22 protein-coding genes and 1 riboswitch are annotated in these 24127 nt (G+C 56.2%); of the genes, 14 read left to right on the plus strand and 8 right to left on the minus strand.

Annotated elements, in window-relative coordinates:
- Positions 1–64: 64 nt before the first annotated feature.
- The gene (plsB, locus tag AB1E37_RS23925) at positions 65–2488 is read left to right on the plus strand and encodes a glycerol-3-phosphate 1-O-acyltransferase PlsB (RefSeq protein WP_004178269.1); all 2424 of its coding nucleotides are present in this window, start codon (positions 65–67) and stop codon (positions 2486–2488) included.
- 48 nt (positions 2489–2536) lie between these two features.
- On the opposite strand, the gene ubiA is transcribed toward plsB, so the two are convergent.
- The 5 genes from ubiA to malK form a co-directional block, all read right to left on the minus strand.
- Complete coding sequence (gene ubiA / locus AB1E37_RS23930) at positions 2537–3403, minus strand: 4-hydroxybenzoate octaprenyltransferase (RefSeq protein WP_002884808.1); 867 nt, start codon at positions 3401–3403, stop codon at positions 2537–2539.
- 12 nt (positions 3404–3415) lie between these two features.
- Positions 3416–3913: a chorismate lyase gene (gene ubiC, locus AB1E37_RS23935; protein ID WP_002884807.1), complete on the minus strand. Its 498-nt coding sequence runs from the start codon at positions 3911–3913 to the stop codon at positions 3416–3418.
- A 187-nt stretch (positions 3914–4100) separates the two neighbouring features.
- Complete coding sequence (gene malM, locus AB1E37_RS23940) at positions 4101–5024, minus strand: maltose operon protein MalM (protein WP_004151749.1); 924 nt, start codon at positions 5022–5024, stop codon at positions 4101–4103.
- Positions 5025–5138: 114 nt separating this feature from the next.
- The gene (locus AB1E37_RS23945; protein ID WP_002884747.1) at positions 5139–6428 is read right to left on the minus strand and encodes a maltoporin; all 1290 of its coding nucleotides are present in this window, start codon (positions 6426–6428) and stop codon (positions 5139–5141) included.
- Positions 6429–6511: 83 nt separating this feature from the next.
- A complete protein-coding gene (gene malK, locus AB1E37_RS23950; RefSeq protein WP_002884743.1) occupies positions 6512–7621 on the minus strand; it encodes a maltose/maltodextrin ABC transporter ATP-binding protein MalK in 1110 nt (369 codons plus the stop codon).
- 370 nt (positions 7622–7991) lie between these two features.
- Here malK and malE point away from each other — a divergent pair, with 370 nt between their 5' ends.
- The 3 genes from malE (at position 7992) to malG (ending at position 11749) form a co-directional block, all read left to right on the plus strand.
- Positions 7992–9182: a maltose/maltodextrin ABC transporter substrate-binding protein MalE gene (gene malE / locus AB1E37_RS23955; protein WP_009309456.1), complete on the plus strand. Its 1191-nt coding sequence runs from the start codon at positions 7992–7994 to the stop codon at positions 9180–9182.
- A 117-nt stretch (positions 9183–9299) separates the two neighbouring features.
- Positions 9300–10844 carry a maltose ABC transporter permease MalF gene (gene malF, locus AB1E37_RS23960; RefSeq protein WP_032448199.1) on the plus strand — a complete coding sequence of 515 codons (1545 nt, stop codon included), beginning with the start codon at positions 9300–9302 and terminating at the stop codon, positions 10842–10844.
- A gap of 14 nt (positions 10845–10858) precedes the next feature.
- Positions 10859–11749 carry a maltose ABC transporter permease MalG gene (malG, locus tag AB1E37_RS23965; RefSeq protein WP_002884725.1) on the plus strand — a complete coding sequence of 297 codons (891 nt, stop codon included), beginning with the start codon at positions 10859–10861 and terminating at the stop codon, positions 11747–11749.
- 190 nt (positions 11750–11939) lie between these two features.
- Here malG and psiE read toward each other — a convergent pair whose 3' ends face one another.
- Complete coding sequence (gene psiE, locus AB1E37_RS23970) at positions 11940–12350, minus strand: phosphate-starvation-inducible protein PsiE (protein ID WP_002884721.1); 411 nt, start codon at positions 12348–12350, stop codon at positions 11940–11942.
- 373 nt (positions 12351–12723) lie between these two features.
- Here psiE and AB1E37_RS23975 point away from each other — a divergent pair, with 373 nt between their 5' ends.
- From AB1E37_RS23975 to AB1E37_RS24000, 6 genes are all read left to right on the plus strand, one after another.
- On the plus strand, positions 12724–14001 hold the full coding sequence (locus tag AB1E37_RS23975; RefSeq protein WP_032448198.1) for a serine dehydratase subunit alpha family protein: 1278 nt from the start codon (positions 12724–12726) through the stop codon (positions 13999–14001).
- Between the two features lie 83 nt (positions 14002–14084).
- A complete protein-coding gene (locus tag AB1E37_RS23980; RefSeq protein ID WP_004177854.1) occupies positions 14085–14825 on the plus strand; it encodes an AzlC family ABC transporter permease in 741 nt (246 codons plus the stop codon).
- Positions 14818–15138, plus strand: coding sequence for an AzlD domain-containing protein (locus AB1E37_RS23985; protein WP_004177855.1), 321 nt, complete (start codon positions 14818–14820; stop codon positions 15136–15138). The genes AB1E37_RS23980 and AB1E37_RS23985 overlap by 8 nt, the downstream gene beginning before the upstream one ends.
- A 20-nt stretch (positions 15139–15158) precedes the next feature.
- Positions 15159–15539 (plus strand): Rid family detoxifying hydrolase, encoded by a 381-nt coding sequence (locus AB1E37_RS23990; RefSeq protein ID WP_032448197.1) that lies wholly within the window; start codon positions 15159–15161, stop codon positions 15537–15539.
- A gap of 107 nt (positions 15540–15646) precedes the next feature.
- Entirely contained in the window at positions 15647–16156 is a 510-nt protein-coding gene (locus tag AB1E37_RS23995; RefSeq protein ID WP_004153543.1) for a GNAT family N-acetyltransferase, read from the plus strand.
- Between the two features lie 8 nt (positions 16157–16164).
- A complete protein-coding gene (locus AB1E37_RS24000; protein WP_004177857.1) occupies positions 16165–16620 on the plus strand; it encodes an acyltransferase in 456 nt (151 codons plus the stop codon).
- Between the two features lie 49 nt (positions 16621–16669).
- On the opposite strand, the gene pgi is transcribed toward AB1E37_RS24000, so the two are convergent.
- Positions 16670–18319 carry a glucose-6-phosphate isomerase gene (pgi, locus tag AB1E37_RS24005; protein ID WP_023280733.1) on the minus strand — a complete coding sequence of 550 codons (1650 nt, stop codon included), beginning with the start codon at positions 18317–18319 and terminating at the stop codon, positions 16670–16672.
- 349 nt (positions 18320–18668) lie between these two features.
- A riboswitch (Lysine riboswitch) is annotated at positions 18669–18904 on the plus strand.
- A 179-nt stretch (positions 18905–19083) separates the two neighbouring features.
- Here pgi and lysC point away from each other — a divergent pair.
- The 3 genes from lysC (at position 19084) to AB1E37_RS24020 (ending at position 21890) form a co-directional block, all read left to right on the plus strand.
- Positions 19084–20433: a lysine-sensitive aspartokinase 3 gene (gene lysC / locus AB1E37_RS24010; protein ID WP_004146591.1), complete on the plus strand. Its 1350-nt coding sequence runs from the start codon at positions 19084–19086 to the stop codon at positions 20431–20433.
- A gap of 138 nt (positions 20434–20571) precedes the next feature.
- The gene (panS, locus tag AB1E37_RS24015; protein ID WP_002884627.1) at positions 20572–21501 is read left to right on the plus strand and encodes a ketopantoate/pantoate/pantothenate transporter PanS; all 930 of its coding nucleotides are present in this window, start codon (positions 20572–20574) and stop codon (positions 21499–21501) included.
- A gap of 116 nt (positions 21502–21617) precedes the next feature.
- The gene (locus AB1E37_RS24020) at positions 21618–21890 is read left to right on the plus strand and encodes a DUF3811 domain-containing protein (RefSeq protein WP_002884625.1); all 273 of its coding nucleotides are present in this window, start codon (positions 21618–21620) and stop codon (positions 21888–21890) included.
- On the opposite strand, the gene rluF is transcribed toward AB1E37_RS24020, so the two are convergent.
- Entirely contained in the window at positions 21887–22762 is an 876-nt protein-coding gene (rluF, locus tag AB1E37_RS24025; protein ID WP_002884619.1) for a 23S rRNA pseudouridine(2604) synthase RluF, read from the minus strand. The two genes, AB1E37_RS24020 and rluF, sit on opposite strands and share 4 nt — an antisense overlap.
- A 349-nt stretch (positions 22763–23111) precedes the next feature.
- Here rluF and AB1E37_RS24030 point away from each other — a divergent pair, with 349 nt between their 5' ends.
- Complete coding sequence (locus AB1E37_RS24030) at positions 23112–24059, plus strand: sugar-binding transcriptional regulator (RefSeq protein ID WP_002884616.1); 948 nt, start codon at positions 23112–23114, stop codon at positions 24057–24059.
- Positions 24060–24127 lie beyond the last annotated feature (68 nt).

The following is a 24127-nucleotide window of genomic DNA, read 5'->3' on the forward strand; positions in this document are numbered from 1 at the left end:
TTTGCCCACTTTCTGTTATTCTTGCCGCGCATTTGCATGATTAACCAGAGGCTTCACATCGTTTATGTCCGGCTGGCAACGAATTTACTATAAATTACTGAATTTACCATTACAGGTGCTGGTAAAAAGCAAGTCTATTCCGGCAGAGCCTGCCCAGGAATTAGGACTCGATACCTCGCGTCCGGTCATGTACGTCCTGCCCTATAATTCGAAGGCGGACCTGCTGACGCTGCGCGCCCAATGCCTGGCGCATGATTTACCTGACCCGCTTGAACCGCTGGAAATCGACGGCGCCCTGCTGCCGCGTTACGTATTCATCCACGGTGGGCCGCGCGTATTTACTTATTACACGCCAAAAGAAGAGTCCATCAAGCTGTTCCACGATTACCTCGATCTGCACCGCAACCATCCGGACCTCGATGTGCAAATGGTGCCGGTTTCGGTCATGTTCGGCCGTTCGCCGGGTCGCGAGAAAGGAGAAGTCAATCCGCCGCTGCGGATGCTGAACGGTATTCAGAAATTTTTCGCCGTCTCCTGGCTCGGCCGCGACAGCTTCGTGCGCTTCTCGCCGTCCGTTTCGCTGCGCCGCATGGCGGATGAGCACGGTACCGATAAGATCATCGCCCAGAAGCTGGCTCGCGTCGCTCGCATGCATTTTGCCCGCCAGCGGCTGGCCGCCGTCGGCCCGCGTCTGCCGGCCCGCCAGGATCTGTTTAATAAACTGCTGGCCTCGAAAGCGATTGCCCGCGCGGTGGAAGACGAAGCGCGCAGCAAGAAAATTTCGCACGAGAAGGCACAGCAGAACGCTATCGCGCTGATGGAAGAGATTGCGGCGAACTTCTCATACGAGATGATCCGCCTGACCGACCGCATTCTCGGCTTCACCTGGAACCGCCTGTACCAGGGTATCAACGTGCATAACGCCGAGCGCGTACGCCAGCTGGCGCACGACGGCCATGAAATTGTCTATGTCCCCTGCCACCGCAGCCACATGGACTATCTGCTGCTCTCCTACGTCCTGTACCATCAGGGGCTGGTCCCTCCGCATATCGCGGCGGGCATCAACCTCAACTTCTGGCCGGCCGGGCCGATCTTCCGCCGCCTCGGCGCCTTCTTTATTCGCCGCACCTTTAAGGGCAACAAACTCTATTCCACCGTGTTCCGCGAATACCTTGGCGAACTGTTCAGCCGCGGCTATTCCGTGGAGTATTTCGTCGAAGGCGGCCGCTCCCGTACCGGCCGCCTGCTCGATCCGAAGACCGGTACGCTGTCGATGACCATCCAGGCGATGCTGCGCGGCGGAACCCGACCGATCACCCTGGTGCCGATTTACATCGGCTATGAGCACGTGATGGAGGTAGGAACCTACGCCAAAGAGCTGCGCGGCGCCACTAAAGAGAAAGAGAGTCTGCCGCAGATGGTGCGTGGCTTGAGCAAGCTGCGCAACCTGGGCCAGGGTTACGTTAACTTCGGCGAACCGCTGCCGCTGATGACCTATCTTAACCAGCATGTGCCGGATTGGCGGGAAGCGATCGACCCGATCGAAGCGGTTCGCCCCTCCTGGCTGACGCCGACGGTGAATAGCATCGCCGCTGACCTGATGGTGCGCATCAATAACGCCGGCGCGGCCAACGCCATGAACCTGTGCTGTACGGCGCTACTGGCCTCCCGCCAGCGTTCGCTGACCCGTGAGCAGCTCACCCAGCAGTTAGAGTGCTACCTCGCGCTGCTGCGCAATGTGCCCTATTCTCCGGATGCGACCGCCCCATCCGCTTCAGCCAGCGAGCTCATCGATCATGCACTGCAGATGAACAAGTTCGAAGTGGAGAAGGACACCATTGGCGACATCATCATCCTGCCGCGCGAGCAGGCGGTGCTGATGACCTACTATCGCAACAATATCGCCCATATGCTGGTGATGCCGTCGCTGTTAGCCGCTCTGGTGACTCAGCATCGTCATCTCAGCCGCGCCGAAGTGCTGCGTCATGTGGAAACACTCTATCCGTTCCTCAAGGCCGAGCTGTTCCTGCGCTGGGAAAAAGCGGAGCTGGCCGGAGTGGTGGATGCGCTGATTGCCGAGATGCTGCGTCAGGAGCTGATCGTCGTCGATGGCGATGTCATGAGCCTCAACCCGTCGCACTCTCGCTCCCTGCAGCTGCTGGCCGCTGGCGCCCGCGAGACGCTGCAGCGCTATGCCATCACCTTCTGGCTGCTGAGCGCTAACCCGGCGATCAACCGCAGCTCGCTGGAAAAAGAGAGTCGCACCGTGGCCCAGCGTCTGTCGGTGCTACACGGCATCAATGCGCCGGAGTTCTTCGACAAAGCGGTGTTCAGCACCCTGGTGTTGACCCTGCGCGATGAAGGCTATATCAGCGACACCGGCGACGCCGAGCCGGAAGAGACCCTGAAGGTTTATCGGATGCTGGCGGACTTGATTACGTCGGATGTCCGACTGACCATTGAGAGCGTCACGCAGGACGACGCGTAACGCGGCGTTTGCTGCCCCCCGGAATGCCGGGGGGCAGCGGACAGGAGGTTACAGGTAGCTCATCGCCAGGCCGAGGAACAGCACCAGCCCGACGTAGTTATTGTTCATAAACGCTTTGAAGCAGTTATCGCGGTCGCGATTGAAGATAAGCTTCTGCTGCCAGCCAAACAGACCCGCCGCCACGAACAGCGACCAGTAATATTCCCAGCCCAGCCCATTCAGCCAACCCACCGCGCCCATCAGCGCCAGTACGGCCACCTGCAGGATACCGATAATCAGACGATCGTTTTCGCCAAACAGGATCGCCGTCGACTTGATGCCGATCTTAACGTCGTCATCGCGATCCACCATCGCATACTGGGTATCGTAGGCCACCGCCCACAGAATATTGGCGAGGAACATCAGCCAGCAGCTCAGCGGCAGCGATTCGCTGACGGCCGAGAAGGCCATCGGGATCGACCAGCCAAAGGCCGCGCCCAGCACCACCTGCGGCAGATGAGTGTAGCGCTTCATAAACGGATAGACCCACGCCAGCGCCAGCGCCGCCACCGACAGCAGAATGGTCATGGTGTTGAGGGTGAGCACCAACAGGAAAGAGAGCAGCACCAGCACGATAAACAGCGTTCGCGCCTCTTTCTCGGTAACATCGCCGCTCGGCAGCGGACGGCGGGCGGTACGCTTTACGTGACCATCAAATTTTCGGTCGGCATAGTCATTCACCACGCAGCCGGCGGCGCGCATCAGCCAGACGCCGGCGACGAATACCGCCAGGATCCACAGCGGCGGGACGCCCGGCGAGGCCACCCATAGCGCCCACAGCGTCGGCCACAGCAGCAGCAAAGCGCCGATCGGTTTGTCAGTGCGCATCAGGCGATGAAACGCCAACAGCTTATTCTGCGACAGACTCCACTCCATTTTTTCTTCCTCTTAGTACAACGGCGACGCAGGCAAAAAAAGCTCGGTCAGCAGCAGGGGTTTGCCGCTCAGCCGCAGGCGGGAACGACGCCCCCACAGCGCTGCATCGCGACCAATTTCAATAAAATCGCGGGTTAATGTCGACGACGTAAACAGGTATCGGCCCAGCGGAGTTTGCCCGAGCTGCTGTAGCGCCAGCTCCGGACCACACAGCGTCGACTCCGGCGCCACCGTGCGCCCGGCCAGCCAGGGCTCGCCATCGGCATTGAGTATAATCTCCCGCAGCCAGTAGCGCGGCTCGTCGGGCAGCAGCGCCGCTTCGTCAGTCAGCGCGTCACGGCCGATATACCCTTCGTTAACCAGGGTCACGGTGACCTGCTTTCCTTGTTGTTCAAAGCGCTGGGTCATTGAGTCCTCCAGCAGCAGCCAGTCACTTAGCGGCGGCGGCAGGGATGGCATAACGGCAAAATAGCGCAGCGCACGCAGTCGCGTAAGCGCAGGATGGGACATGCCTGATTCTCCGGTACATAACGTGAAAGCATTGTATCGCAGAATAGGCGGTTGGTGGCGGGCAAACGTCAATATACGATCATTCACGCAACAGCCATGCAACAGGCTGCCGCGCGTGCAAAAAAAGGTGCATCCCGGAGGATGCACCTAAAGGCTGTGCCTAAACATCAGCATTGTGGGGAGACGATTACCCCTTGCCTTTTACACTGCTGATAAAGGTGGAACGAGCGGATTTCGAGCCGAGGCGCTCAGCTTCGTTCATCAATTTCAGGGCTTTGTCGATGTCACCTTGTTTCACCGCCTGCTTAATACCATTGTTGAAGTAGGTTTCGGTATCGCTGAGCATCGGCTCGCTTTTGGCGGCCGGCGCCGCGGCGGCGGCTGGCGCGGCTACCGGCGCCGCGGTGTTGCCGACGGTTACCGGACCCGGGCCGGAAGAGCCGAACAGCGGCCCCACCAGCACGCTGGAAGTGCTATTAGTTTTCACTTTCAGCTTCAGCACGCCATCGGTGGTATGTTTAGCGATCGGATCCGGGATATCCGGGGCCGCATTGCCAGCGCCTTTGGCATAGGCTTTCGCCGGATCCAACAGGGTCGTGGTCTGCTGGAGATCTTTTTCAGTGGTAAACACCAGCACATAGAGCTTTTGCTGGCCCAGCGCCGGGGTCAGGCGCATCACGCCGCCCAGGCGGTCAGCGGTCATCACGCCCGGCTGCTGATAGGTAAAGTAATTGCTGGGGAAGAACGCCGCGGGCGTCATGTTCTGGTCGAGAATCAGCACGTTCGGCGCAAAAATCTGCTTATGTTTGTTCAGTTCGCTGTCGAGCGTCAGGGTCAGCTCACCGATATTGGCCGGCACGCTCCAGGCGGCGACCGGTCCGACAATCCCCGGGACATCCAGGCGTTGACCGCCGGTAGTTAAATCAACGCTCTGCGTCTTTGATTGATCGGCAGGCGTCCAGATCAGCTGCTGCAGCGCGCTGGCTGGAATAGCCGGCGCGGCGCTGGTGTTCTGCGGTACAAAGTTAACATCGGCAAGGCTCATCCCCGGCACGCATGCCAACATCCCTGCGGATAAACACAGAGCGACGAGAGTTTTCTTCATTTTCATTCTTCTCACCTTGGATAGCATCGGTTTAGCGGTAGCCAGGCAATAGCGCGCTAACCCTGAATAATCAGGAGGGGCTGACGCCCCTCCCAGGTTACACCCGTCCTGCGGACGGTATTACCACCACACTTCCATCTGGGCACCGAAGGTAACTTCGCTGTCGTCACCGCGGCTGGAGGTGAAAGCGCCGCTTCCGCTGCTGTCTTTCGTCTGCAGACCGGAGGTGTTGCTGTAGCCCCAGTTTTCATCCCACTTCGCGTAGGTTGCGAAGATACGGATAGCCGGACGAGACCAGACGCTGTTGCCTGCCTGCCACTGTTGAGCCAGAGTAATTTTGTACTGGTTGTTGTTTTCGCTGGTACGCTGGGATTTCACGTTGTCGTAACCGATTTCCAGCTGGGTGCTCATGATCGGCGTCCATTTGTACATCGGACGGACACCCACGGTGTACCAGGTAGAACCGTTCTTGCTGTCCAGATCCACGTCCTGGTACATTGCCACGTACATCAGGCCCCAGTCATCGTTGAAGTCCATCGCGCCGTGATCCAGAACGCGGATCATGCTGCCGTTGTTATCGATGCTGGTCCCCTGAGAGTGGCCGCTGTTCCAGGAGGTCATTGCGTCAGTGGCGTACTGAACCACAAACTTGTTGAAGCCGCCCCAGATAGACTGAGTATGTTCACCGGTCCACATCCAGCCGTCTTTCGACGCGCCGTCTTCCAGGCGATAGTCATCCTGCGGGTTAGCACGGCCGTAATCGACCCCTAACTCCAGCACGCCGCCCGGGTTGGTTTCCAGACCCGCCAGACGGATATCAAAGACGTCGTTGGCAGTTTTCGCAGCATATTTTTTGGTGTCATCGCTGGAGAAAGTATAAGAGCCGCCGCTTTCTGAGTTACGGGTAGCGGCCAGAGAGAGCTTACCGAAGCCAAGGTCAACGTTTTCCAGACCTGCACCCGGGCCGGAGATATCCCAGTAGTAGAAGTCGATCATGTGAACGTCATGACGCTGATAGAAGCGTTTACCCGCCCACAGCGTGGAGCCCGGCAGCCAGTCGATCAGGTTTTTACCCTGGATGTTGGCTTCACGGAACGCCGGAGAGGTGCTTTCCCAGTCATCTTCCTGATTCACGGAATAGGCAACGTTAGTATCGAAATAAAAACTCTTATCCCCTTCCTTCCACAGCTCCTGGCCCAGCTTCAGTTCCGCATAGGTTTCACATTCGTTACCAAGACGGTATTTACTTTGAGCGCCGGTTGCTTTGAAGCACTGTTGCTCGCCGCCGCTGCCGGTCCAGCCAATGCCGGAACGCGCGTAGCCATGGAAATCGACAGCCAGCGCCTGAGCAGACATCACGCCTGCTGCGACGGCGACCGCCAGAGGAAGTTTGCGCAGAGTAATCATCATTCTATCTCCTGAGATCATTGCTTTTCTTTGCACGCTTCGCCGGTATATCGCCAGCCGGGTTCGCGCTTTTTTAATGGGAAGCCTTACACGCCCGGCTCTTTATGCAGCCGACGACAAGCGGTGCCATCCTCACGGAATAAATGGCAACGTTCTGGCGGCAAACCGATAGCGAATGTGGCTCCCTCTTCTACCAACACCACGTCGTTCTGGCGGTAAACCAGGTTCTGACGGATGGCGGGGATCTGGATATGAATTTGCGTTTCGTGACCGAGCTGTTCGACGACCTGGACCTCGCCTTCAAGGGTTACATCGGCGATATCGCTGGGCAATAAATGCTCCGGTCGAATACCTAAGGACATATTGGCGCCCGCCTGCACGTTGGCGCTGTCCACCGGTAGCCAGATTTGCTGACGGTTCGGCAGTTCAACCTGCACCTGATCGATAGCCGTCGCGGTGACTTTGACCGGCAGGAAGTTCATCTTCGGTGAACCAATGAAGCCGGCAACGAAGCGGTCAGCCGGATAGTGATAGAGCTCCAGCGGTTTCCCAACCTGCGCCACACGGCCGGCGTCGAGGACCACGATCTTGTCGGCGAGGGTCATCGCTTCCACCTGATCGTGGGTGACATAGATCATGGTGCGGCCCAGTCGCTTATGCAGACGGGAGATTTCGATACGCATCTGGACGCGCAGGGCGGCATCGAGGTTGGAAAGCGGCTCATCCAGCAGGAAAACGCTTGGCTCTGCCACCAGCGTACGACCAATCGCCACGCGCTGGCGCTGACCGCCGGAGAGGGCTTTCGGTTTACGCTCCAGCAGATGGGCCAGCTGCAGCACTTCCGCAACCTGAGTCACCCGCTGGTTAATCAGATCTTTTTTCGCGCCGGCCAGCTTCAGGCCAAACGACATATTTTCCGCAACGGAAAGGTGGGGATAGAGTGCATAAGACTGGAATACCATCCCAACGCCGCGTTCTGCCGGTGGGATCTCGTTCATGCGGGTGTCACCGATAAACAGGTCCCCGCTGGTAATAGTTTCTAACCCGGCAATCATACGCAGCAGGGTAGATTTGCCGCAGCCCGATGGCCCGACAAACACGACGAATTCCCCTTCGTGGATATCGAGATTGATATCTTTCGATACCACCACGTCACCCCAGGCTTTCGTTACATTTCGCAGCTGTACGCTCGCCATGCCCTTCTCCCTTCGTTACAACCTGTCACTAACAGTCACATTCAAGATGGGTCGACTATGCGGCATTCATTACGCAGGTAAATCCTCCACCCCCCGGCTTTTTTATGGGGGAGGAGATGGGAGGATGAGAGATTGGCTCTCGCCGCGGGGGATGGCGGGCGGAGCGTGATTTCGTGATGGAGGCGACAAAATTGGGCGCTTTTTTCTGTGCTCCAGGACGCAATACGGCCGTTTTTGCAATGGAGATCACACAACCAGCGGGTGGGGCGTAGACCTGGGGAGGATGGAAAGGGGTTGTTAAAAAAGGAAACTCATCATCGTTAAGCCACCGAAGTGTATCCACGAGTACAACACCAAAAAGGACGGGTATATGAAAATCAAAACTGGCGCTCGCATCCTCGCGCTGTCGGCACTGACCACGATGATGTTTTCCGCCTCTGCCCTCGCAAAAATTGAAGAAGGTAAGCTGGTTATCTGGATTAACGGCGACAAAGGCTACAACGGCCTCGCTGAAGTGGGTAAAAAGTTTGAAAAAGACACCGGCATTAAAGTTTCCGTAGAACACCCGGACAAGCTGGAAGAGAAATTCCCGCAGGTTGCGGCGACCGGCGACGGCCCGGACATCATCTTCTGGGCGCATGACCGTTTCGGCGGCTACGCGCAGTCGGGCCTGCTGGCGGAAATCACCCCGGACAAAACGTTCCAGGACAAACTCTATCCGTTCACCTGGGATGCGGTTCGCTATAACGGCAAACTGATCGCCTACCCGATCGCAGTCGAAGCCCTGTCCCTGATTTACAACAAAGACCTGGTGCCGAACCCGCCGAAGACCTGGGAAGAGATCCCGGCGCTGGATAAAGAACTGAAAGCGAAAGGTAAGAGCGCGCTGATGTTCAACCTGCAGGAACCGTACTTCACCTGGCCGCTGATCGCTGCCGACGGCGGATACGCGTTCAAGTTTGAAAACGGCAAGTACGATGTGAAAGACGTCGGCGTGGACAGCGCAGGCGCGAAAGCGGGCCTGACCTTCCTGGTTGACCTGATCAAGAACAAGCACATGAATGCCGATACCGATTACTCCATCGCGGAAGCGGCCTTCAACAAAGGCGAAACCGCGATGACCATCAACGGTCCGTGGGCGTGGTCTAACATCGATAAGAGCAAGGTTAACTACGGCGTGACCCTGCTGCCAACCTTTAAAGGCAAACCATCGAAACCGTTCGTTGGCGTGCTGAGCGCGGGGATCAACGCCGCCAGCCCGAACAAAGAGCTGGCCAAAGAGTTCCTCGAAAACTACCTGATGACCGATCAGGGTCTGGAAGCCGTTAACAACGACAAACCGCTGGGTGCCGTGGCGCTGAAATCCTTCCAGGAAAAACTGGAAAAAGATCCGCGCATCGCTGCCACCATGGCGAACGCCCAGAAAGGCGAAATCATGCCTAACATCCCGCAGATGTCTGCCTTCTGGTATGCCGTTCGTACCGCGGTTATCAACGCCGCCAGCGGTCGCCAGACTGTCGATGCTGCGCTGAAAGATGCACAGAGCCGTATCACTAAGTAAGAAAACGGCGGGTGGCGCGCGCGCTTACCCGCCCTACCACTACGGCTCGGACCGTAGGTCAGGCAAGCGAAGCGCCACCTGACAAATAAGTTTTCACCGCTGTAGAGGATGATCCCCATGGATGCCGTTAAAAAGAGACACTGGTGGCAAAGCCCGCAACTCACATGGTCTGTGATTGGCTTACTGTGCCTGCTGGTGGGTTACCTTGTTGTTTTGATGTACGCCCAGGGGGAGTACCTGTTCGCCATCATGACGCTGATTTTAAGCTCAGTTGGCCTGTATATTTTCGCTAATCGCAAGGCTTATGCCTGGCGCTATGTTTATCCCGGCCTCGCCGGCATGGGCCTGTTTGTCCTGTTTCCGCTGATCTGCACTATCGCTATCGCGTTTACCAACTACAGCAGCACCAACCAGCTGACCTTTGAGCGTGCGCAGCAGGTGCTGATGGATCGTTCCTTCCAGGCCGGCAAAGCCTATAATTTCACGCTGATCCCTGCGGGTGACGAGTGGAAGCTGGCGCTGACCGACGGCGAAAGCGGTAAAAACTACCTTTCTGACGCCTTTAAATTTGGCGGCGAGCAGAAGCTGGCGTTAAAAGAAACCGACGCCCTGCCGGAAGGCGAGCGCGCCAACCTGCGCGTGATTACCCAGAATCGCACCGCGCTGAACCAGCTGACCGCTGTGCTGCCGGATGACAGCAAAGTCATCATGAGCTCCCTGCGCCAGTTCTCCGGTACCCAGCCTCTGTATACCCTCGGCGAAGACGGGGTACTGACCAACAATCAGACCCACGTTAAATACCGCCCGAACAACGACGTCGGCTTCTACCAGGCAATTAACGCCGACGGCAGCTGGGGCAATGAGAAGCTGAGCCCGGGCTACACTGTGACTATCGGCTGGGACAACTTTACCCGCGTCTTCCACGATGAAGGCATTCAGAAACCGTTCTTCGCGATCTTCGTCTGGACGGTGGTGTTCTCGGTGCTGACCGTGGTGCTGACCGTCGCGGTGGGGATGATCCTCGCCTGCCTGGTGCAGTGGGAAGCGCTGAAAGGCAAAGCGATTTATCGCGTCCTGCTGATTCTGCCGTACGCCGTACCGTCGTTTATTTCGATTCTGATTTTCAAAGGGCTGTTCAACCAGAGCTTTGGTGAAATCAACATGATGCTCAGCACGCTGTTCGGCATTAAGCCGGCCTGGTTTAGCGACCCGACCACCGCGCGCACCATGATCATCATCGTCAACACCTGGCTGGGCTACCCGTACATGATGATCCTGTGCATGGGGCTGCTGAAGGCGATTCCGGACGATCTGTACGAAGCGTCGGCAATGGATGGCGCCGGCCCGTTCCAGAACTTCTTTAAAATTACCTTCCCGCTGCTGATTAAGCCGCTAACGCCGCTGATGATCGCCAGCTTCGCCTTTAACTTTAACAACTTCGTCCTGATTCAATTGTTGACCAACGGCGGTCCGGACCGTCTCGGCACCACCACCCCGGCCGGTTATACCGACCTGCTGGTGAGCTACACCTATCGCATCGCCTTTGAAGGCGGCGGCGGTCAGGACTTCGGCCTGGCGGCGGCTATCGCAACGCTAATCTTCCTGCTGGTTGGCGCGTTAGCGATTGTGAATCTGAAAGCCACGCGCATGAAGTTTGATTAAGGGAGATAACGATAATGGCTATGGTCCAACCCAAATCGCAGAAGCTACGTTTATTTACCACGCATCTCCTGCTACTGATTTTTATCGCCGCGATTATGTTTCCGCTGCTGATGGTTATCGCCATCTCGCTGCGCGAGGGTAACTTCGCCACCGGCAGCCTGATCCCGGATACCATCTCCTGGGAGCACTGGCGTCTGGCGTTAGGCTTCAGCGTCGAACACGCCGATGGCCGCGTCACGCCGCCGCCGTTCCCGGTCCTGCTGTGGCTGTGGAACTCGATTAAGGTCGCCGGGATCACCGCGATCGGCATCGTCGCCCTCTCCACCACCTGCGCTTACGCTTTCGCCCGTATGCGCTTCCCGGGGAAAGCGACCCTGCTGAAAGGGATGCTGATTTTCCAGATGTTCCCGGCGGTGCTGTCGCTGGTTGCCCTGTACGCGTTGTTTGACCGCCTGGGCCAGTACATCCCGTTCGTCGGCCTCAACACCCACGGCGGCGTCATCTTTGCCTACATGGGCGGTATCGCGCTGCACGTCTGGACGATTAAAGGCTACTTCGAAACCATCGATGGCTCGCTGGAAGAAGCGGCGGCGCTGGATGGCGCGACCCCATGGCAGGCTTTCCGTCTGGTGCTGCTGCCGCTGTCGGTGCCGATTCTGGCAGTCGTGTTTATTCTGTCGTTCATCGCGGCCATCACCGAAGTGCCGGTCGCCTCGCTGCTGCTGCGCGATGTGAACAGCTATACCCTGGCGGTAGGTATGCAACAGTATCTCAACCCGCAGAACTATCTGTGGGGCGACTTTGCCGCCGCGGCGGTGCTCTCCGCCATTCCGATCACGGTTGTCTTCCTGCTGGCGCAGCGCTGGCTGGTTAATGGCCTGACGGCGGGTGGAGTGAAAGGTTAATTTTTTTGTAACACCGGCCCCAAATTTCAGAGGAGGGCCGACGGTCTAGCCGCAATACACGACCCCAACCGGGTATTGTCGCCGTCGCCCTCAGCTGAAAAAGTAAGGTCAATGCCACTGCTATCCTCAACTGGACCCTACATAAATTCTATTTGTGACTGTTGGTCAGCGGCCCTGGAGGCCGCTTTTTTTATTCGCGTTTCAGGCGATTGGAGTTACACAGCCAGAGCGTAATCACCAGGATCAGGATCGCCGCGGAGTAAATGAGCACCGCCAGCGGCGACTCATGATCGACGATAATAAGCCGCACAATCGCGGTAATACCGATATAGACGAAATAGCGCAGTGGAAAGTGAAAACCGGATTCAAAATATTTAACAATCAGCGCGATAAACTCAAAGTAGAGAAAATAGACCACCAGCCCTTCGACCAGCTTGTACTTACTCACCGGCTCCGGCGTAAACAGTACGTGCGCCAGATGCAGGGTCTCCTTTCCCAGGAACACCACCAGAATAATTCCCAGGCACAGCAGTGCCAGATTCAGCACGGCCTGCATGGCCTTCGCAACGAAATTAACCAGCGGACGATATACCGACGGCATAGTGACACCTCAAATGCATGAACGTTGTCGATCTGTATAGCGCAAAAGTGTGATCCAGATCTACCTATGATTCCTTCGTCTTACGCTATCTCCGGGCTATTGATTCGAAAAGTACGAACAAGAGAAAATTGTCCTTCCAGCAACGCTGTGAGCAGATTAACAAAATCATCCGTTACGCTTAGAACGAATCAAACCAACTAACTGAAATATAAAAAGTTTACTTTTTGAAACAGGTGTATCTTAAAACCTCCCATAAGATAAAATTTTTCTCCAAACCACAGTCTTTTTATGGTTATTAGGGTAAGTTTTTTCTTATCTTTTGTCTTAGCATTATCGCAGCTGAATAAAATTTAATTTTGGACATTAAATCATTATGAACACCGATAACGCTTCCCTGTACGTAAAATGGCTCAAACAAGAGGTCGCCCCGGCTTTAGGTTGTACTGAACCCGTCGCTATTTCCTTCGCGGCCGCCTACGCCGCACAATATCTGGATCAGCCTTGCACTAAAATTAGCGGTTTTATTTCCGCCAATCTTTATAAAAACGCGATGGGCGTCACCATACCCGGCACCACCGTTTGCGGTGTACCGCTGGCAGCCGCAATTGGCGCATTTGGCGGCGACCCGCAAAAGGGATTAAAAACGCTGGAAGATATCACTCCGCGACACGTTGAAATGGCGCAGAAGCTGATCGCCAATAACGCCGTTGATATTGCCGTCGAAGAGACTCCTGATTTTATTCATCTCGATCTAACCCTCTCTGCTGGCGAGAATTGCTGTCGTGTCGTGGTCAAAGGAACCCACACCAACGTGGTCGAACTTTATATTAATGGCCAGCCGCAGCCATTAAGCGAAAAACAGAATACGCGCACCCAGCGCGAAACGCTGCCCACTTTCTCGCTACAACAGGCTTACGACTTTATTAATTGCGTCGACTTTAATGATATTCGCTTTATTCTCGACGCCGCGCGCTTAAACTCCGCGCTGGCGGCAGAAGGCAAAACAAAAAAATATGGCCTGAACATTAACGGTACCTTTTCTGACGCAGTGAAAAACGGCCTGATGAGCAACGATCTGTTAAGCAAGGTGATCATCAACACCGTCGCCGCTTCAGATGCCCGCATGGGCGGCGCGCCGGTGGTAGCGATGTCTAACTTCGGCTCAGGCAATCAGGGCATTACAGCAACCATGCCGGTAGTGGTGGTTGCAGAGCATCTCGGCGTCGATGAAGAGACCCTGGCTCGCGCTTTGTCTCTCTCTCATCTCACCGCCATCTCAATTCATTCTCGTTATACGCGCTTATCTGCGCTATGCGCAGCCTCAACCGCCGCTATGGGCGCCGCCGCCGGTATGGCATGGCTGTTTACCCGCGACATCAACACCATTAATACCGCAATTATTAATATGGTCAGCGATATTACCGGCATGATTTGTGATGGCGCTTCCAACAGCTGCGCGATGAAAGTCTCGTCAGTGGTATCCAGCGCCTTTAAGGCGGTACTAATGGCCATGCAAAATAGCTGCGCTGGCGCCAATGACGGTATTGTCTGCGCCGATGTCGAGCAGACTATTAATAACCTGTGCCGTCTGGTGATTAAACCAATGACTCTCACCGATAAAGAAATTATCAGCATTATGGTCGCTAAATAATACCATTTCACGGGCCTGAAAGAGCAGGTCCCGATTAACGTACTCTACCCACACTATTATTTATAAATTAGCAGGTATAGCAGATGAATAAAAAAGTCATCTTCCGCGGCGCCAGCGCTATTATGCCCCTATGCATCGGCGACTTTCCATTTTCATTTATTGTCGGCGCATTAAGCGTTAGCGCGGGCATGAGCGTCTGGCAGAGTACGGCGTGGTCGGCGATCGTCATTGCCGGCTCGGCGCAAATGCTGGCACTGAATATGTTAAAAACCGGCGCCACGCTCGGCGTGATTATTTTCACCACATTAATTATCAATCTTCGCCACGTGCTGTATAGCGCCTCTATTTCCGGCACCGTGCGCGAAGCTTCATTCTTTAAAAAATGCTTTATGTCCTATGCGCTCACCGACGAGGTGTATGCCACCACCGTCAAAGAGATGGAAGGAAATAAAAAGGAAAAATATCTGTTTTATGGTTCGGCGATGATTACCTTCTGGGCGATTTGGGTGCTGGCTGATTTTCTTGGCGCGCTGGTCGGCGCCTCGTTTCCCCACATTGAGAAATACGGTCTCGATTTCGCCATGGTCGCCGCCTTTATCGCCATCGTGGTGCCGCAAATTAAAAGCCAGGCCTGCACCGTCGCCGCGGTTGTAGCCGCCGTTTCCGGCGTGCTGTTAGTGGTCCTACCCTATTCGCTGGGTATCGTCGTCGCCTCAGTGCTTGGCGTCCTCGCCGGCCTGTGCGTCGACCTGGCGGAAGAGCGCAAGCAGATGGCAAAAACCGAATCCGATATGCCGTTAGTGGAGGCGATGGAAAATGAGTAATAGCTATTTTATCGCCCTGACGCTGGGCATGGCCGCGGTGACTTTTCTCATCCGTTTCTCGTTTATCGGCCTGGCCGGCAAGATCCAGATGTCCGAGCGGGTGACCAAAACGCTACGCTTCGTGCCGGTCACCGTTCTGCCGGCCATCATCACCATTCAGATCCTGAGCGTGAATTCCAGCATGGAGTTCGACTTAAAAAATCCGAAGGTGATCGCCGCCATCATCTGCACGCTCGCCAGCTTCCGTTTAGGTCTGGTGTGGGTGGTAGTGAGCGGCGTCGGCTCGCTGGTGTTGTTAAATTATTTTATGTAACCGTTTGAAGGATAAACCGTATGATTATTACCACCGCTGACGCGCCTGCCGCTATCGGCCCGTACGTGCAGGGCGTCAATCTCGGCGCGATGACCATCACCTCCGGTCAGCTGCCGATTAATCCGCTGGACGGCACCATGCCAGGCGATATCGCCGAACAGGCGCGGCAATCACTGGAGAACGTGAAAGCCATCGTCGAAGCCGCCGGACTCACGGTCAGGCAGATCGTTAAAACTACGGTGTTTGTCAAAGACCTGGCGGATTTTGCCGCCATCAATGCCGCCTACGAGGCCTTCTTTATCGAACACCAGGCGGCCTTTCCGGCGCGCTCCTGTGTGGAGGTGGCAAGGTTACCGAAAGATGCCGGCGTCGAAATCGAAGCGATCGCTTTCGCCCGCTAACCCCCAGGCTGGAGGGAGCGCCTCCAGCCTTCTCCCACCGATTTTTGTCGTTCCACATTGTTCACTTTACAGGCAATATAGCCGCAGAACGACGCGAGGAACGCAGCATGTTAACTATTCGACAGGCATGTCCCGAGGACGCGCCCCAGCTTAGCGCGATGGGCTATGCCAGCTATCATCACCACTTTGCTCATCTCTGGCGCGATGCCGATGAACTGGCGTTATTTCTTAAGCAAGAATATGCCGAAGATGCGCTACGTCGGAGTCTTGCGGATGCGACCCAACACTGGCTCATCGCCGAAGCCCCCTCTCCTGTTGGTTTCGCTAAATATAGCTATCAGCAGCGAATGGCTGACGACGGCAAGATTGGTACGCTGCTGCATAAGCTCTACCTGATGCCGGGGAAGACTGGCCACCGCTACGGCGAGCATATTTTTCACGCCGTCGAGACGCGAGCAAAAACGGCCGGTGAAAGCTGGCTGTGGCTGGAAGTACTCGCCGCGAATCCCGCCGCGCGCCGTTTTTACGAACGCCAGGGGATGCAGCACATCAGAGACACGATTTTCCACTCCGCCAGCCAGCAAAGCACCTTACATATTCTGGCCAAACCGATTTGAGAGGAACTATGCCTGAGCTTCGTGATACCGGCGTACGTAACGTCGTTTGTGGGGAAAATGTCGTTATTTACCAGCCCGCCAACCTCTATGATTGCCAGCTCGGCGATAACGTCTTCGTCGGGCCGTTCGTTGAGATCCAGGGAAATACCCGCATCGGCGCGAACAGTAAAATTCAGTCCCATACCTTTATCTGCGAGTACGTCACCATCGGCCAGCGCTGCTTTATCGGTCACGGCGTGATGTTTGCCAACGACCTGTTTCGCGAGGGTAAACCAAACGCCGACCGCGCCAGCTGGGGGCGGATCGAGATTGGCGATGACGTGTCGATCGGCAGCGGCGCCACGATTCTGGCCGTCAGCATCTGCGATGGGGTGGTGATAGGCGCGGGCAGCGTGGTAACGAAGTCCATTACCGAGAAAGGCGTGTGGGCGGGGAATCCGGCGAGGCTGCTGCGGCGGCTATAAATAAAAATGCCGACCAAAGGGTCGGCATTCCGTCTTAGCTGCGCAAGCGTTATGCGCGCCAGGCTTTATAACGGTTAATCAGGCCGTTAGTAGAGCTGTCGTGGCTGCTAACTTCGCTGCCGTCTTTCAGCTCCGGCAGGATGCGGTTAGCCAGCTGTTTGCCCAGCTCAACGCCCCACTGGTCAAAGGTGAAGATGTTGAGGATCGCGCCCTGGGTGAAGATTTTGTGCTCGTACAGGGCAATCAGCGCCCCGAGGCTGAACGGGGTGATCTCACGCAGCAGGATGGAGTTAGTCGGGCGGTTACCTTCGAACACTTTGAACGGCACCACGTGCTCCAGGGTCGCCGGGTCTTTACCCTGATCGCGATATTCCTGCTCAACCACTTCGCGGGATTTACCAAAGGCCAGGGCCTCGGTCTGGGCGAAGAAGTTAGACAGCAGTTTCTGATGGTGGTCAGACAGCGGGTTGTGGGTGATAGCCGGAGCGATGAAATCGCACGGTACCATTTTGGTGCCCTGGTGGATCAGCTGGTAGAACGCGTGCTGACCGTTGGTGCCCGGCTCACCCCAGATGATTGGGCCAGTCTGGTAGTCTACCGCGTGGCCGTTACGGTCAACATACTTACCGTTGGACTCCATGTTGCCCTGCTGGAAGTAAGCGGCAAAGCGGTGCATGTACTGGTCGTACGGCAGAATCGCTTCGGTTTCCGCACCGAAGAAGTTGTTGTACCAGATGCCGATCAGCGCCAGCAGCACCGGCAGGTTTTTCTCCGCCGGAGTGGTGGAGAAGTGCTTATCCATCGCATGCGCGCCGGACAGCAGCTCAACGAAGTTGTCGAAGCCCACGGAGAGAATGATGGACAGACCAATCGCCGACCACAGGGAGTAACGGCCGCCAACCCAGTCCCAGAATTCGAACATGTTGGCGGTGTCGATGCCGAACTCGCCAACCGCTTTCGCGTTGGTGGAAAGCGCGGCGAAGTGTTTCGCCACGTGCTTGTCGTCGCCCGCGGTTGCCAGGAACCAGTCGCGCGCGCTGTGGGCGTTGGTCATGGTTTCCTGGGTAGTGAAAGTCTTGGACGCCACCAGGAACAGAGTCGTTTCCGGATTCACGTTCTTCAGCACTTCGGCGATATGGGTGCCATCGACGTTAGAGACAAAGTGCATGTTGAGGTGGTTTTTATACGGACGCAGCGCCTCGGTCACCATGAAAGGACCGAGGTCGGAGCCGCCGATACCGATGTTAACCACGTCGGTGATCGGTTTGCCGGTGTAGCCTTTCCAGCTACCGGAGATAATCGCTTCGGAGAAGGTTTTCATCTTCTCCAGCACAGCGTTCACTTCCGGCATCACATCTTTGCCATCAACCACAATCGGCGTATTGCTGCGGTTACGCAGCGCGACGTGCAGTACCGCGCGGTCTTCGGTGCGGTTGATCTTCTCACCTGAGAACATCGACTTGATAGCGCCCGCCAGGTCAGTCTCTTTCGCCAGATCCTGCAGTTTAGCCAGCGTCTCTTCAGTGATGCGGTTTTTGGAGAAGTCCACCAGCATCAGATCGTCGAACGTCGCGGAAAATTTAGAAAAACGGTCGCTATCTTTGGCGAAAAGCTCGCTGATAGTGACATCTTTTATTTCGTCGAAGTGTTTCTGTAATGCCTGCCAGGCAGAGGTCTGCGTTGGGTTGATGTTTTTCATTAGCAATACTCTTCTGATTTGAGATTGTGACTTCGGTCGATTGTAGCGCCGGTGACGGAAAATTGTGATGATTTTTGTGACTTGACCCTGACGCCGGTCAGGAATCGGGTCAAAACGGAGTAAAAAGCCCCATTAGTATAGCTATCATAAGGCTTTTTTCTGTTAGCCGCAGAGGCATGAAAAATCCGCATAACCGCAGCGTTGACATAGCTGGCGTTAAGCCTTTATATATCCGCAGTGCTTACGTATTGGTAGGTATCTATTGCTCGCGCATTTCACGCTACAGCGAAAGGGTATTCGCGGGGGATATAATGTCCCTGTTCCCCCGGCCAGGTGAAAGACGTCAGTAATTGCCAGAAGAGGTGCGTTGCCCAGGTAACCGTATTGGAGGAACCAGTCCGGGGAAGATACGTGAGGGGGAGCAACGCCGAGGTGAAAGAGCGTCTGGTCACGCTCCTCGCCGGCCACAGGGGCTGAATCCCCTGGGTTGTCACCAGAAACGTTCGCAGTCGGGCGTTTCATACCCGAACACCTCAGCGCCCAAAGCGGTGAGTCGGGTCTACAAGGTGGAGCACTTCTGGGTGACATCGTAGTTGTTTATCACTCTGCGCCACCCTGTTTATCGCTCTTCCCTTGTGCCATGGCTGAATAATTTGGCCTGGCTTATTAAGACATTTTGTTGCGATCCGGCGGCGTCCAGCCCCTGCCAGGATCGGTGCTCAGGAATCGTTTTAATAAGTCAGGCCCCCTGACACGAGGTTGTTATGACAGATCTAGTCGTCGCCAAATTTGGCGGCACCAGCGTTGCTGATTTTGACGCAATGAACCGCAGCATCGATGTGGCGCTGCTCGATGCCAATACCCGTATTGTTGTGCTCTCCGCCTCTGCCGGCGTGACCAACATTCTGGTGGCCTTAGCGGGAGGGCTGGAACCCACCGAACGTTTTTCCCAGCTGGACGCTCTGCGTCAGATCCAGTTCAATATTCTGGAGCGTTTGCGTTATCCCAACGTGATCCGCGAAGAGATTGAGCGCTTGCTGGAAAATATCACGACGCTGGCGGAAGCCGCCGCGCTCGCCTCCTCAACCGCCCTGACCGACGAACTGGTCAGCCATGGCGAACTGATGTCTACCCTGCTGTTTGTGGAAATTCTGCGTGAACGCGGTATTCAGGCGCAGTGGTTTGACGCCCGTAAAGTGCTGCGCACTAACGATCGCTTTGGCCGCGCCGAACCGGACATCGCCGCCGTCGCCGAACTGACCCAGCAGCAGCTGGCGCCGCGCCTGGCGGAAGGCCTGGTGGTGACCCAGGGCTTTATCGGCAGCGAAGCGAAAGGCCGCACCACCACCCTCGGCCGCGGCGGCAGCGATTATACCGCCGCTCTGCTCGGCGAAGCGCTGAATGCCACCCGCGTCGATATCTGGACCGATGTCCCGGGGATCTATACTACCGACCCGCGCGTCGCGCCGGCGGCGAAACGCATCGACGTCATCGCCTTTGAAGAGGCAGCGGAAATGGCCACCTTTGGCGCCAAAGTGCTGCATCCGGCGACCCTGCTGCCTGCCGTGCGCAGCGATATCCCGGTGTTTGTCGGCTCCAGTAAAGAGCCTAAAGCGGGCGGTACGCTGGTGTGTAAAACCACCGAGAACCCGCCGCTGTTCCGCGCGCTGGCGCTGCGTCGCCGGCAAACGCTGCTGACGCTGCACAGCCTGAATATGCTGCACTCCCGCGGCTTCCTCGCCGAAGTGTTCGGTATTCTGGCGCGCCATAACATCTCAGTTGATTTGATCACCACCTCCGAAGTGAGCGTGGCCCTGACCATGGACACCACCGGCTCGACCTCTGCGGGCGATACCCTGCTGACCCAGGCGCTGCTGACCGAGCTCTCTTCGCTGTGCCGCGTGGAAGTGGAAGAAAATCTGGCGCTGGTCGCCCTGATTGGCAATGAGCTGTCGAAAGCCTGCGGCGTCGGCAAAGAGGTCTTTGGCGTCCTCGAGCCGTTTAACATCCGCATGATCTGCTATGGCGCCTCCAGCCACAACCTGTGCTTCCTGGTGCCGGGCGACGATGCGGAGAAGGTTGTGCAGAAGCTGCATCATAATTTGTTTGAATAAAATTCCTTAGCACGATAAACAATACCTATAGCCGGGCTCGAACCCGGCTTTTTTATAACAACATCAACACAACCAGCTGACCTGCTCGCCGCCCATCGGGATGGCGCGGCCCGGTTCGCGTATCGCAAGGAACACAACATGCTCGCAACTCTGACGCGGCTGTTCCCGTTATGGGCACTGCTGCTCTCCGTTCTGGCCTATTACACTCCCACCACCTTCACCCCAATTGGCCCATGGGTCACCACCCTGCTGATGCTGATCATGTTCGGTATGGGCGTGCATCTGAAGCTGGAGGATTTCAAACGCGTCCTGTCGCGCCCGGCGCCGGTCGCTGCGGGGATCTTTCTCCATTATCTGGTGATGCCGCTCGCCGCCTGGCTGCTGGCGCTGCTGTTTCATATGCCGCCGGAGCTTTCCGCCGGGATGGTGCTGGTCGGCAGCGTCGCCAGCGGGACCGCCTCCAACGTGATGATCTTTCTTGCCAAAGGGGATGTGGCGCTGTCGGTGACCATCTCCTCGGTCTCCACCCTCGTCGGCGTCGTGGCGACACCGCTGCTCACCCGTCTGTACGTCGACGCGCATATTCAGGTCGACGTCATGGGCATGTTGCTCAGCATTCTGCAGATTGTGGTCATTCCCATCGCGCTGGGACTGATTGTCCATCATCTGCTGCCGAAGGTGGTGAAAGCGGTAGAGCCGTTCCTGCCCGCCTTCTCGATGGTGTGCATTCTGGCGATCATCAGCGCGGTGGTGGCGGGTTCCGCCGCCCATATCGCCTCCGTCGGCCTGGTGGTGATTATCGCGGTGATCCTGCATAACACTATTGGTCTGCTTGGCGGGTACTGGGGCGGACGTCTGTTTGGTTTTGATGAATCCACCTGCCGTACGCTGGCGATCGAGGTGGGGATGCAGAACTCCGGCCTGGCGGCCGCGCTGGGTAAAATTTACTTCGGCCCGCTGGCGGCGCTGCCGGGCGCGCTGTTCTCCGTCTGGCATAACCTGTCCGGTTCGCTGCTGGCCGGGTACTGGTCAGGAAAGCCCATCGCCAAAAAAGCCGACAAGCGCTGAGCGTGATACGTCCGGGCGCAGGCCCGGGCGTGTGCCTGCTTTAGTTGCCATACAGGCTATCAGTAAAATATTCATTGCCGTACACTGGGTGCTCTGGTCTGACTGAGGGCACCACCATGGCACTCCCCCGTATTACACAAAAAGAGATGACCGAGCGCGAACAGCGCGAATTGAAAACGCTGCTTGACCGCGCGCGTATTGCGCATGGCCGCCCGCTGAGCAATGCGGAAACGAACAGCGTGAAAAAGGAATATATCGATAAGCTGATGGCGCAGCGTGAAGCGGAAGCGAAGAAAGCCCGCCAGGTGAGAAAACAGCAGGCTTATAAAACGGATAAGGAAGCGACCTTTTCCTGGTCGGCGAATACGCCGACCCGCGGCAGGCGTTAACGCCCTTTCTTTTTACGTCCCGGCTGGGTGAAACGTTTCCCGTTACCAGCCGGGCGGCCCTTATCGTTGCTATTTTCCATCTTCACCACCGGGCGCTTGATGCCGGGAGTCGCCGCTTTGGCCTTCGGCCTGGCTTTCGGCTTCGCTTCGGAAGAGGAGTTTTCAATCAGCTTGAACAGGTCGATCAGCTCGTCATCGGTTAGATCACGCCATTCACCCAAGGGGATCCCCGTCAGGCTCACGTTCATGATCCGCGTACGCTCAAGCTTCGTCACTTCATAGCCAAAGTGCTCGCACATACGACGGATCTGGCGATTCAGCCCCTGCACCAGAGTGATGCGGAAAACGAACGGCGCTTCTTTCTTTACCTTACATTTTTTGGTCACGGTCCCGAGAATCGGTACCCCCGCGCCCATGCCGCGAATGAACTCATCGGTCACCGGCTTATCGACCGTCACCAGATACTCTTTTTCATGGTCGTTGCCGGCGCGCAGGATCTTGTTCACCAGATCGCCGTGGTTGGTGAGGAAGATCAGCCCCTGTGAATCTTTATCCAGACGGCCAATAGGGAAGATACGCTTGCTGTGGTTGACGAAATCGACAATGTTGTCGCGCTCGCCGTCTTCCGTGGTGCTCACAATGCCGACCGGCTTATTCAGCGCAATCAGCACCAGATCATCCGCTTCGCGCGGCTCAATCAACCGTCCGTTCACTTTGACTAAATCGCCAGGCTTCACCTGATCGCCAATAGTGGCGCGCTTGCCATTGATAAAGACGTTGCCTTGTTCAATAAAGCGGTCCGCTTCGCGACGCGAGCAGATGCCGCTTTCACTGATGTATTTATTTAATCGGGTTGATGAGTCGGGCAGCATAGATTCTCCTGTAAAAGCGAAATATACCCTACCTTGTGGGCGAGAAAAAAGATGTGCCTTTGCGCCCTCCGGCGCAAGGTGTGATCGACTACGCCTTTTTTCACAAAAGTGTCCCGCTCAACGCCTGGCAACTTTGCATGATGAAATATCACAGAATCAGCGATTTAGCGTGCAATGCACAAAGGTGCCAACAACCCGCTATTGATAACGCAAATGTGCAAGATTATTCGCCAGATTAGGGTGATGAAATAAAAGAAAATCGCTTTAAACGGTGGCTCTAATAGGGTTATATCAGATCAACAGCACAAACCCGCGATTTGCACAAATGTGCAGGAGCCTGCAGATGACCATGGAAAACAGTGACGATATCCGGTTGATTGTCAAAATCGCCCAGCTCTATTACGAGCAGGATATGACTCAGGCGCAAATTGCTCGCGAGCTGGGGATCTATCGCACCACCATCAGTCGCCTGCTGAAGCGCGGCCGCGAGCAGGGCATTGTTACCATCGCCATCAACTATGACTACAATGAAAACCTGTGGCTCGAGCAACAGCTCAAGCAAAAATTTGGCCTGAAAGAGGCGGTGGTTGCCAGCAGCGATGGGCTGCTGGAAGAAGAACAGCTGAGTGCGATGGGCCAGCATGGCGCCCTGCTTGTCGATCGGTTGCTGGAGCCAGGCGATATCATCGGTTTTTCATGGGGCCGCGCCGTGCGTTCGCTGGTGGAGAACCTGCCGCAGGCCAGCCAGTCACGCCAGGTGATCTGCGTCCCCATCATCGGTGGACCTTCCGGTAAACTGGAGAGCCGCTACCATGTGAACACCTTAACCTACGGCGCGGCAGCCAGACTGAAAGCGGAATCCCACCTTGCCGATTTTCCAGCCCTGCTGGATAACCCGCTGATCCGCAACGGCATCATGCAGTCCCAGCACTTTAAAACCATCTCATCCTACTGGGACAGCCTGGATGTGGCGCTGGTGGGTATTGGTTCACCGGCCATTCGCGACGGCGCAAACTGGCACGCCTTCTACGGCAGCGAAGAGAGCGACGATCTCAACGCCCGCCACGTCGCCGGGGATATCTGTTCGCGTTTCTACGATATTAACGGCGGGTTAGTCGATACCAATATGAGCGAAAAAACCCTGTCGATCGAAATGGCGAAGCTGCGCCAGGCTCGCTATTCCATCGGCATCGCCATGGGGGAAGAGAAATACTCTGGCATTCTTGGCGCATTGCACGGACGCTATATTAATTGTCTGGTGACAAACAGAGAAACGGCTGAGTTATTACTGAAATAACACACAGGATATGATTTCACGCAGCACCCGCTGCGGGGGATCCCTTTATCTAAAGAAATGGGAGTGAA

Source organism: Klebsiella sp. Shm-1, from assembly GCF_040804525.1.
Taxonomy (GTDB): domain Bacteria; phylum Pseudomonadota; class Gammaproteobacteria; order Enterobacterales; family Enterobacteriaceae; genus Klebsiella; species Klebsiella pneumoniae.

Bases quoted from the DNA above. Each gene is read 5' to 3' on its own strand.
- panS (WP_002884627.1), top strand. From the start codon at position 20,572: ATGCTCGCAACTCTGACGCGGCTGTTCCCGTTATGGGCACTGCTGCTC.
- ubiA (WP_002884808.1), bottom strand. From the start codon at position 3,403: ATGGAGTGGAGTCTGTCGCAGAATAAGCTGTTGGCGTTTCATCGCCTG.
- psiE (WP_002884721.1), bottom strand. From the start codon at position 12,350: ATGCCGTCGGTATATCGTCCGCTGGTTAATTTCGTTGCGAAGGCCATG.
- AB1E37_RS24020 (WP_002884625.1), top strand. From the start codon at position 21,618: ATGGCACTCCCCCGTATTACACAAAAAGAGATGACCGAGCGCGAACAG.
- AB1E37_RS23980 (WP_004177854.1), top strand. From the start codon at position 14,085: ATGAATAAAAAAGTCATCTTCCGCGGCGCCAGCGCTATTATGCCCCTA.
- pgi (WP_023280733.1), bottom strand. From the start codon at position 18,319: ATGAAAAACATCAACCCAACGCAGACCTCTGCCTGGCAGGCATTACAG.
- malE (WP_009309456.1), top strand. From the start codon at position 7,992: ATGAAAATCAAAACTGGCGCTCGCATCCTCGCGCTGTCGGCACTGACC.
- plsB (WP_004178269.1), top strand. From the start codon at position 65: ATGTCCGGCTGGCAACGAATTTACTATAAATTACTGAATTTACCATTA.
- AB1E37_RS23945 (WP_002884747.1), bottom strand. From the start codon at position 6,428: ATGATGATTACTCTGCGCAAACTTCCTCTGGCGGTCGCCGTCGCAGCA.
- AB1E37_RS23985 (WP_004177855.1), top strand. From the start codon at position 14,818: ATGAGTAATAGCTATTTTATCGCCCTGACGCTGGGCATGGCCGCGGTG.
- AB1E37_RS23975 (WP_032448198.1), top strand. From the start codon at position 12,724: ATGAACACCGATAACGCTTCCCTGTACGTAAAATGGCTCAAACAAGAG.
- malK (WP_002884743.1), bottom strand. From the start codon at position 7,621: ATGGCGAGCGTACAGCTGCGAAATGTAACGAAAGCCTGGGGTGACGTG.
- AB1E37_RS24030 (WP_002884616.1), top strand. From the start codon at position 23,112: ATGGAAAACAGTGACGATATCCGGTTGATTGTCAAAATCGCCCAGCTC.
- AB1E37_RS23990 (WP_032448197.1), top strand. From the start codon at position 15,159: ATGATTATTACCACCGCTGACGCGCCTGCCGCTATCGGCCCGTACGTG.
- malG (WP_002884725.1), top strand. From the start codon at position 10,859: ATGGCTATGGTCCAACCCAAATCGCAGAAGCTACGTTTATTTACCACG.
- malF (WP_032448199.1), top strand. From the start codon at position 9,300: ATGGATGCCGTTAAAAAGAGACACTGGTGGCAAAGCCCGCAACTCACA.
- AB1E37_RS24000 (WP_004177857.1), top strand. From the start codon at position 16,165: ATGCCTGAGCTTCGTGATACCGGCGTACGTAACGTCGTTTGTGGGGAA.
- malM (WP_004151749.1), bottom strand. From the start codon at position 5,024: ATGAAAATGAAGAAAACTCTCGTCGCTCTGTGTTTATCCGCAGGGATG.
- AB1E37_RS23995 (WP_004153543.1), top strand. From the start codon at position 15,647: ATGTTAACTATTCGACAGGCATGTCCCGAGGACGCGCCCCAGCTTAGC.
- ubiC (WP_002884807.1), bottom strand. From the start codon at position 3,913: ATGTCCCATCCTGCGCTTACGCGACTGCGTGCGCTGCGCTATTTTGCC.
- rluF (WP_002884619.1), bottom strand. From the start codon at position 22,762: ATGCTGCCCGACTCATCAACCCGATTAAATAAATACATCAGTGAAAGC.
- lysC (WP_004146591.1), top strand. From the start codon at position 19,084: ATGACAGATCTAGTCGTCGCCAAATTTGGCGGCACCAGCGTTGCTGAT.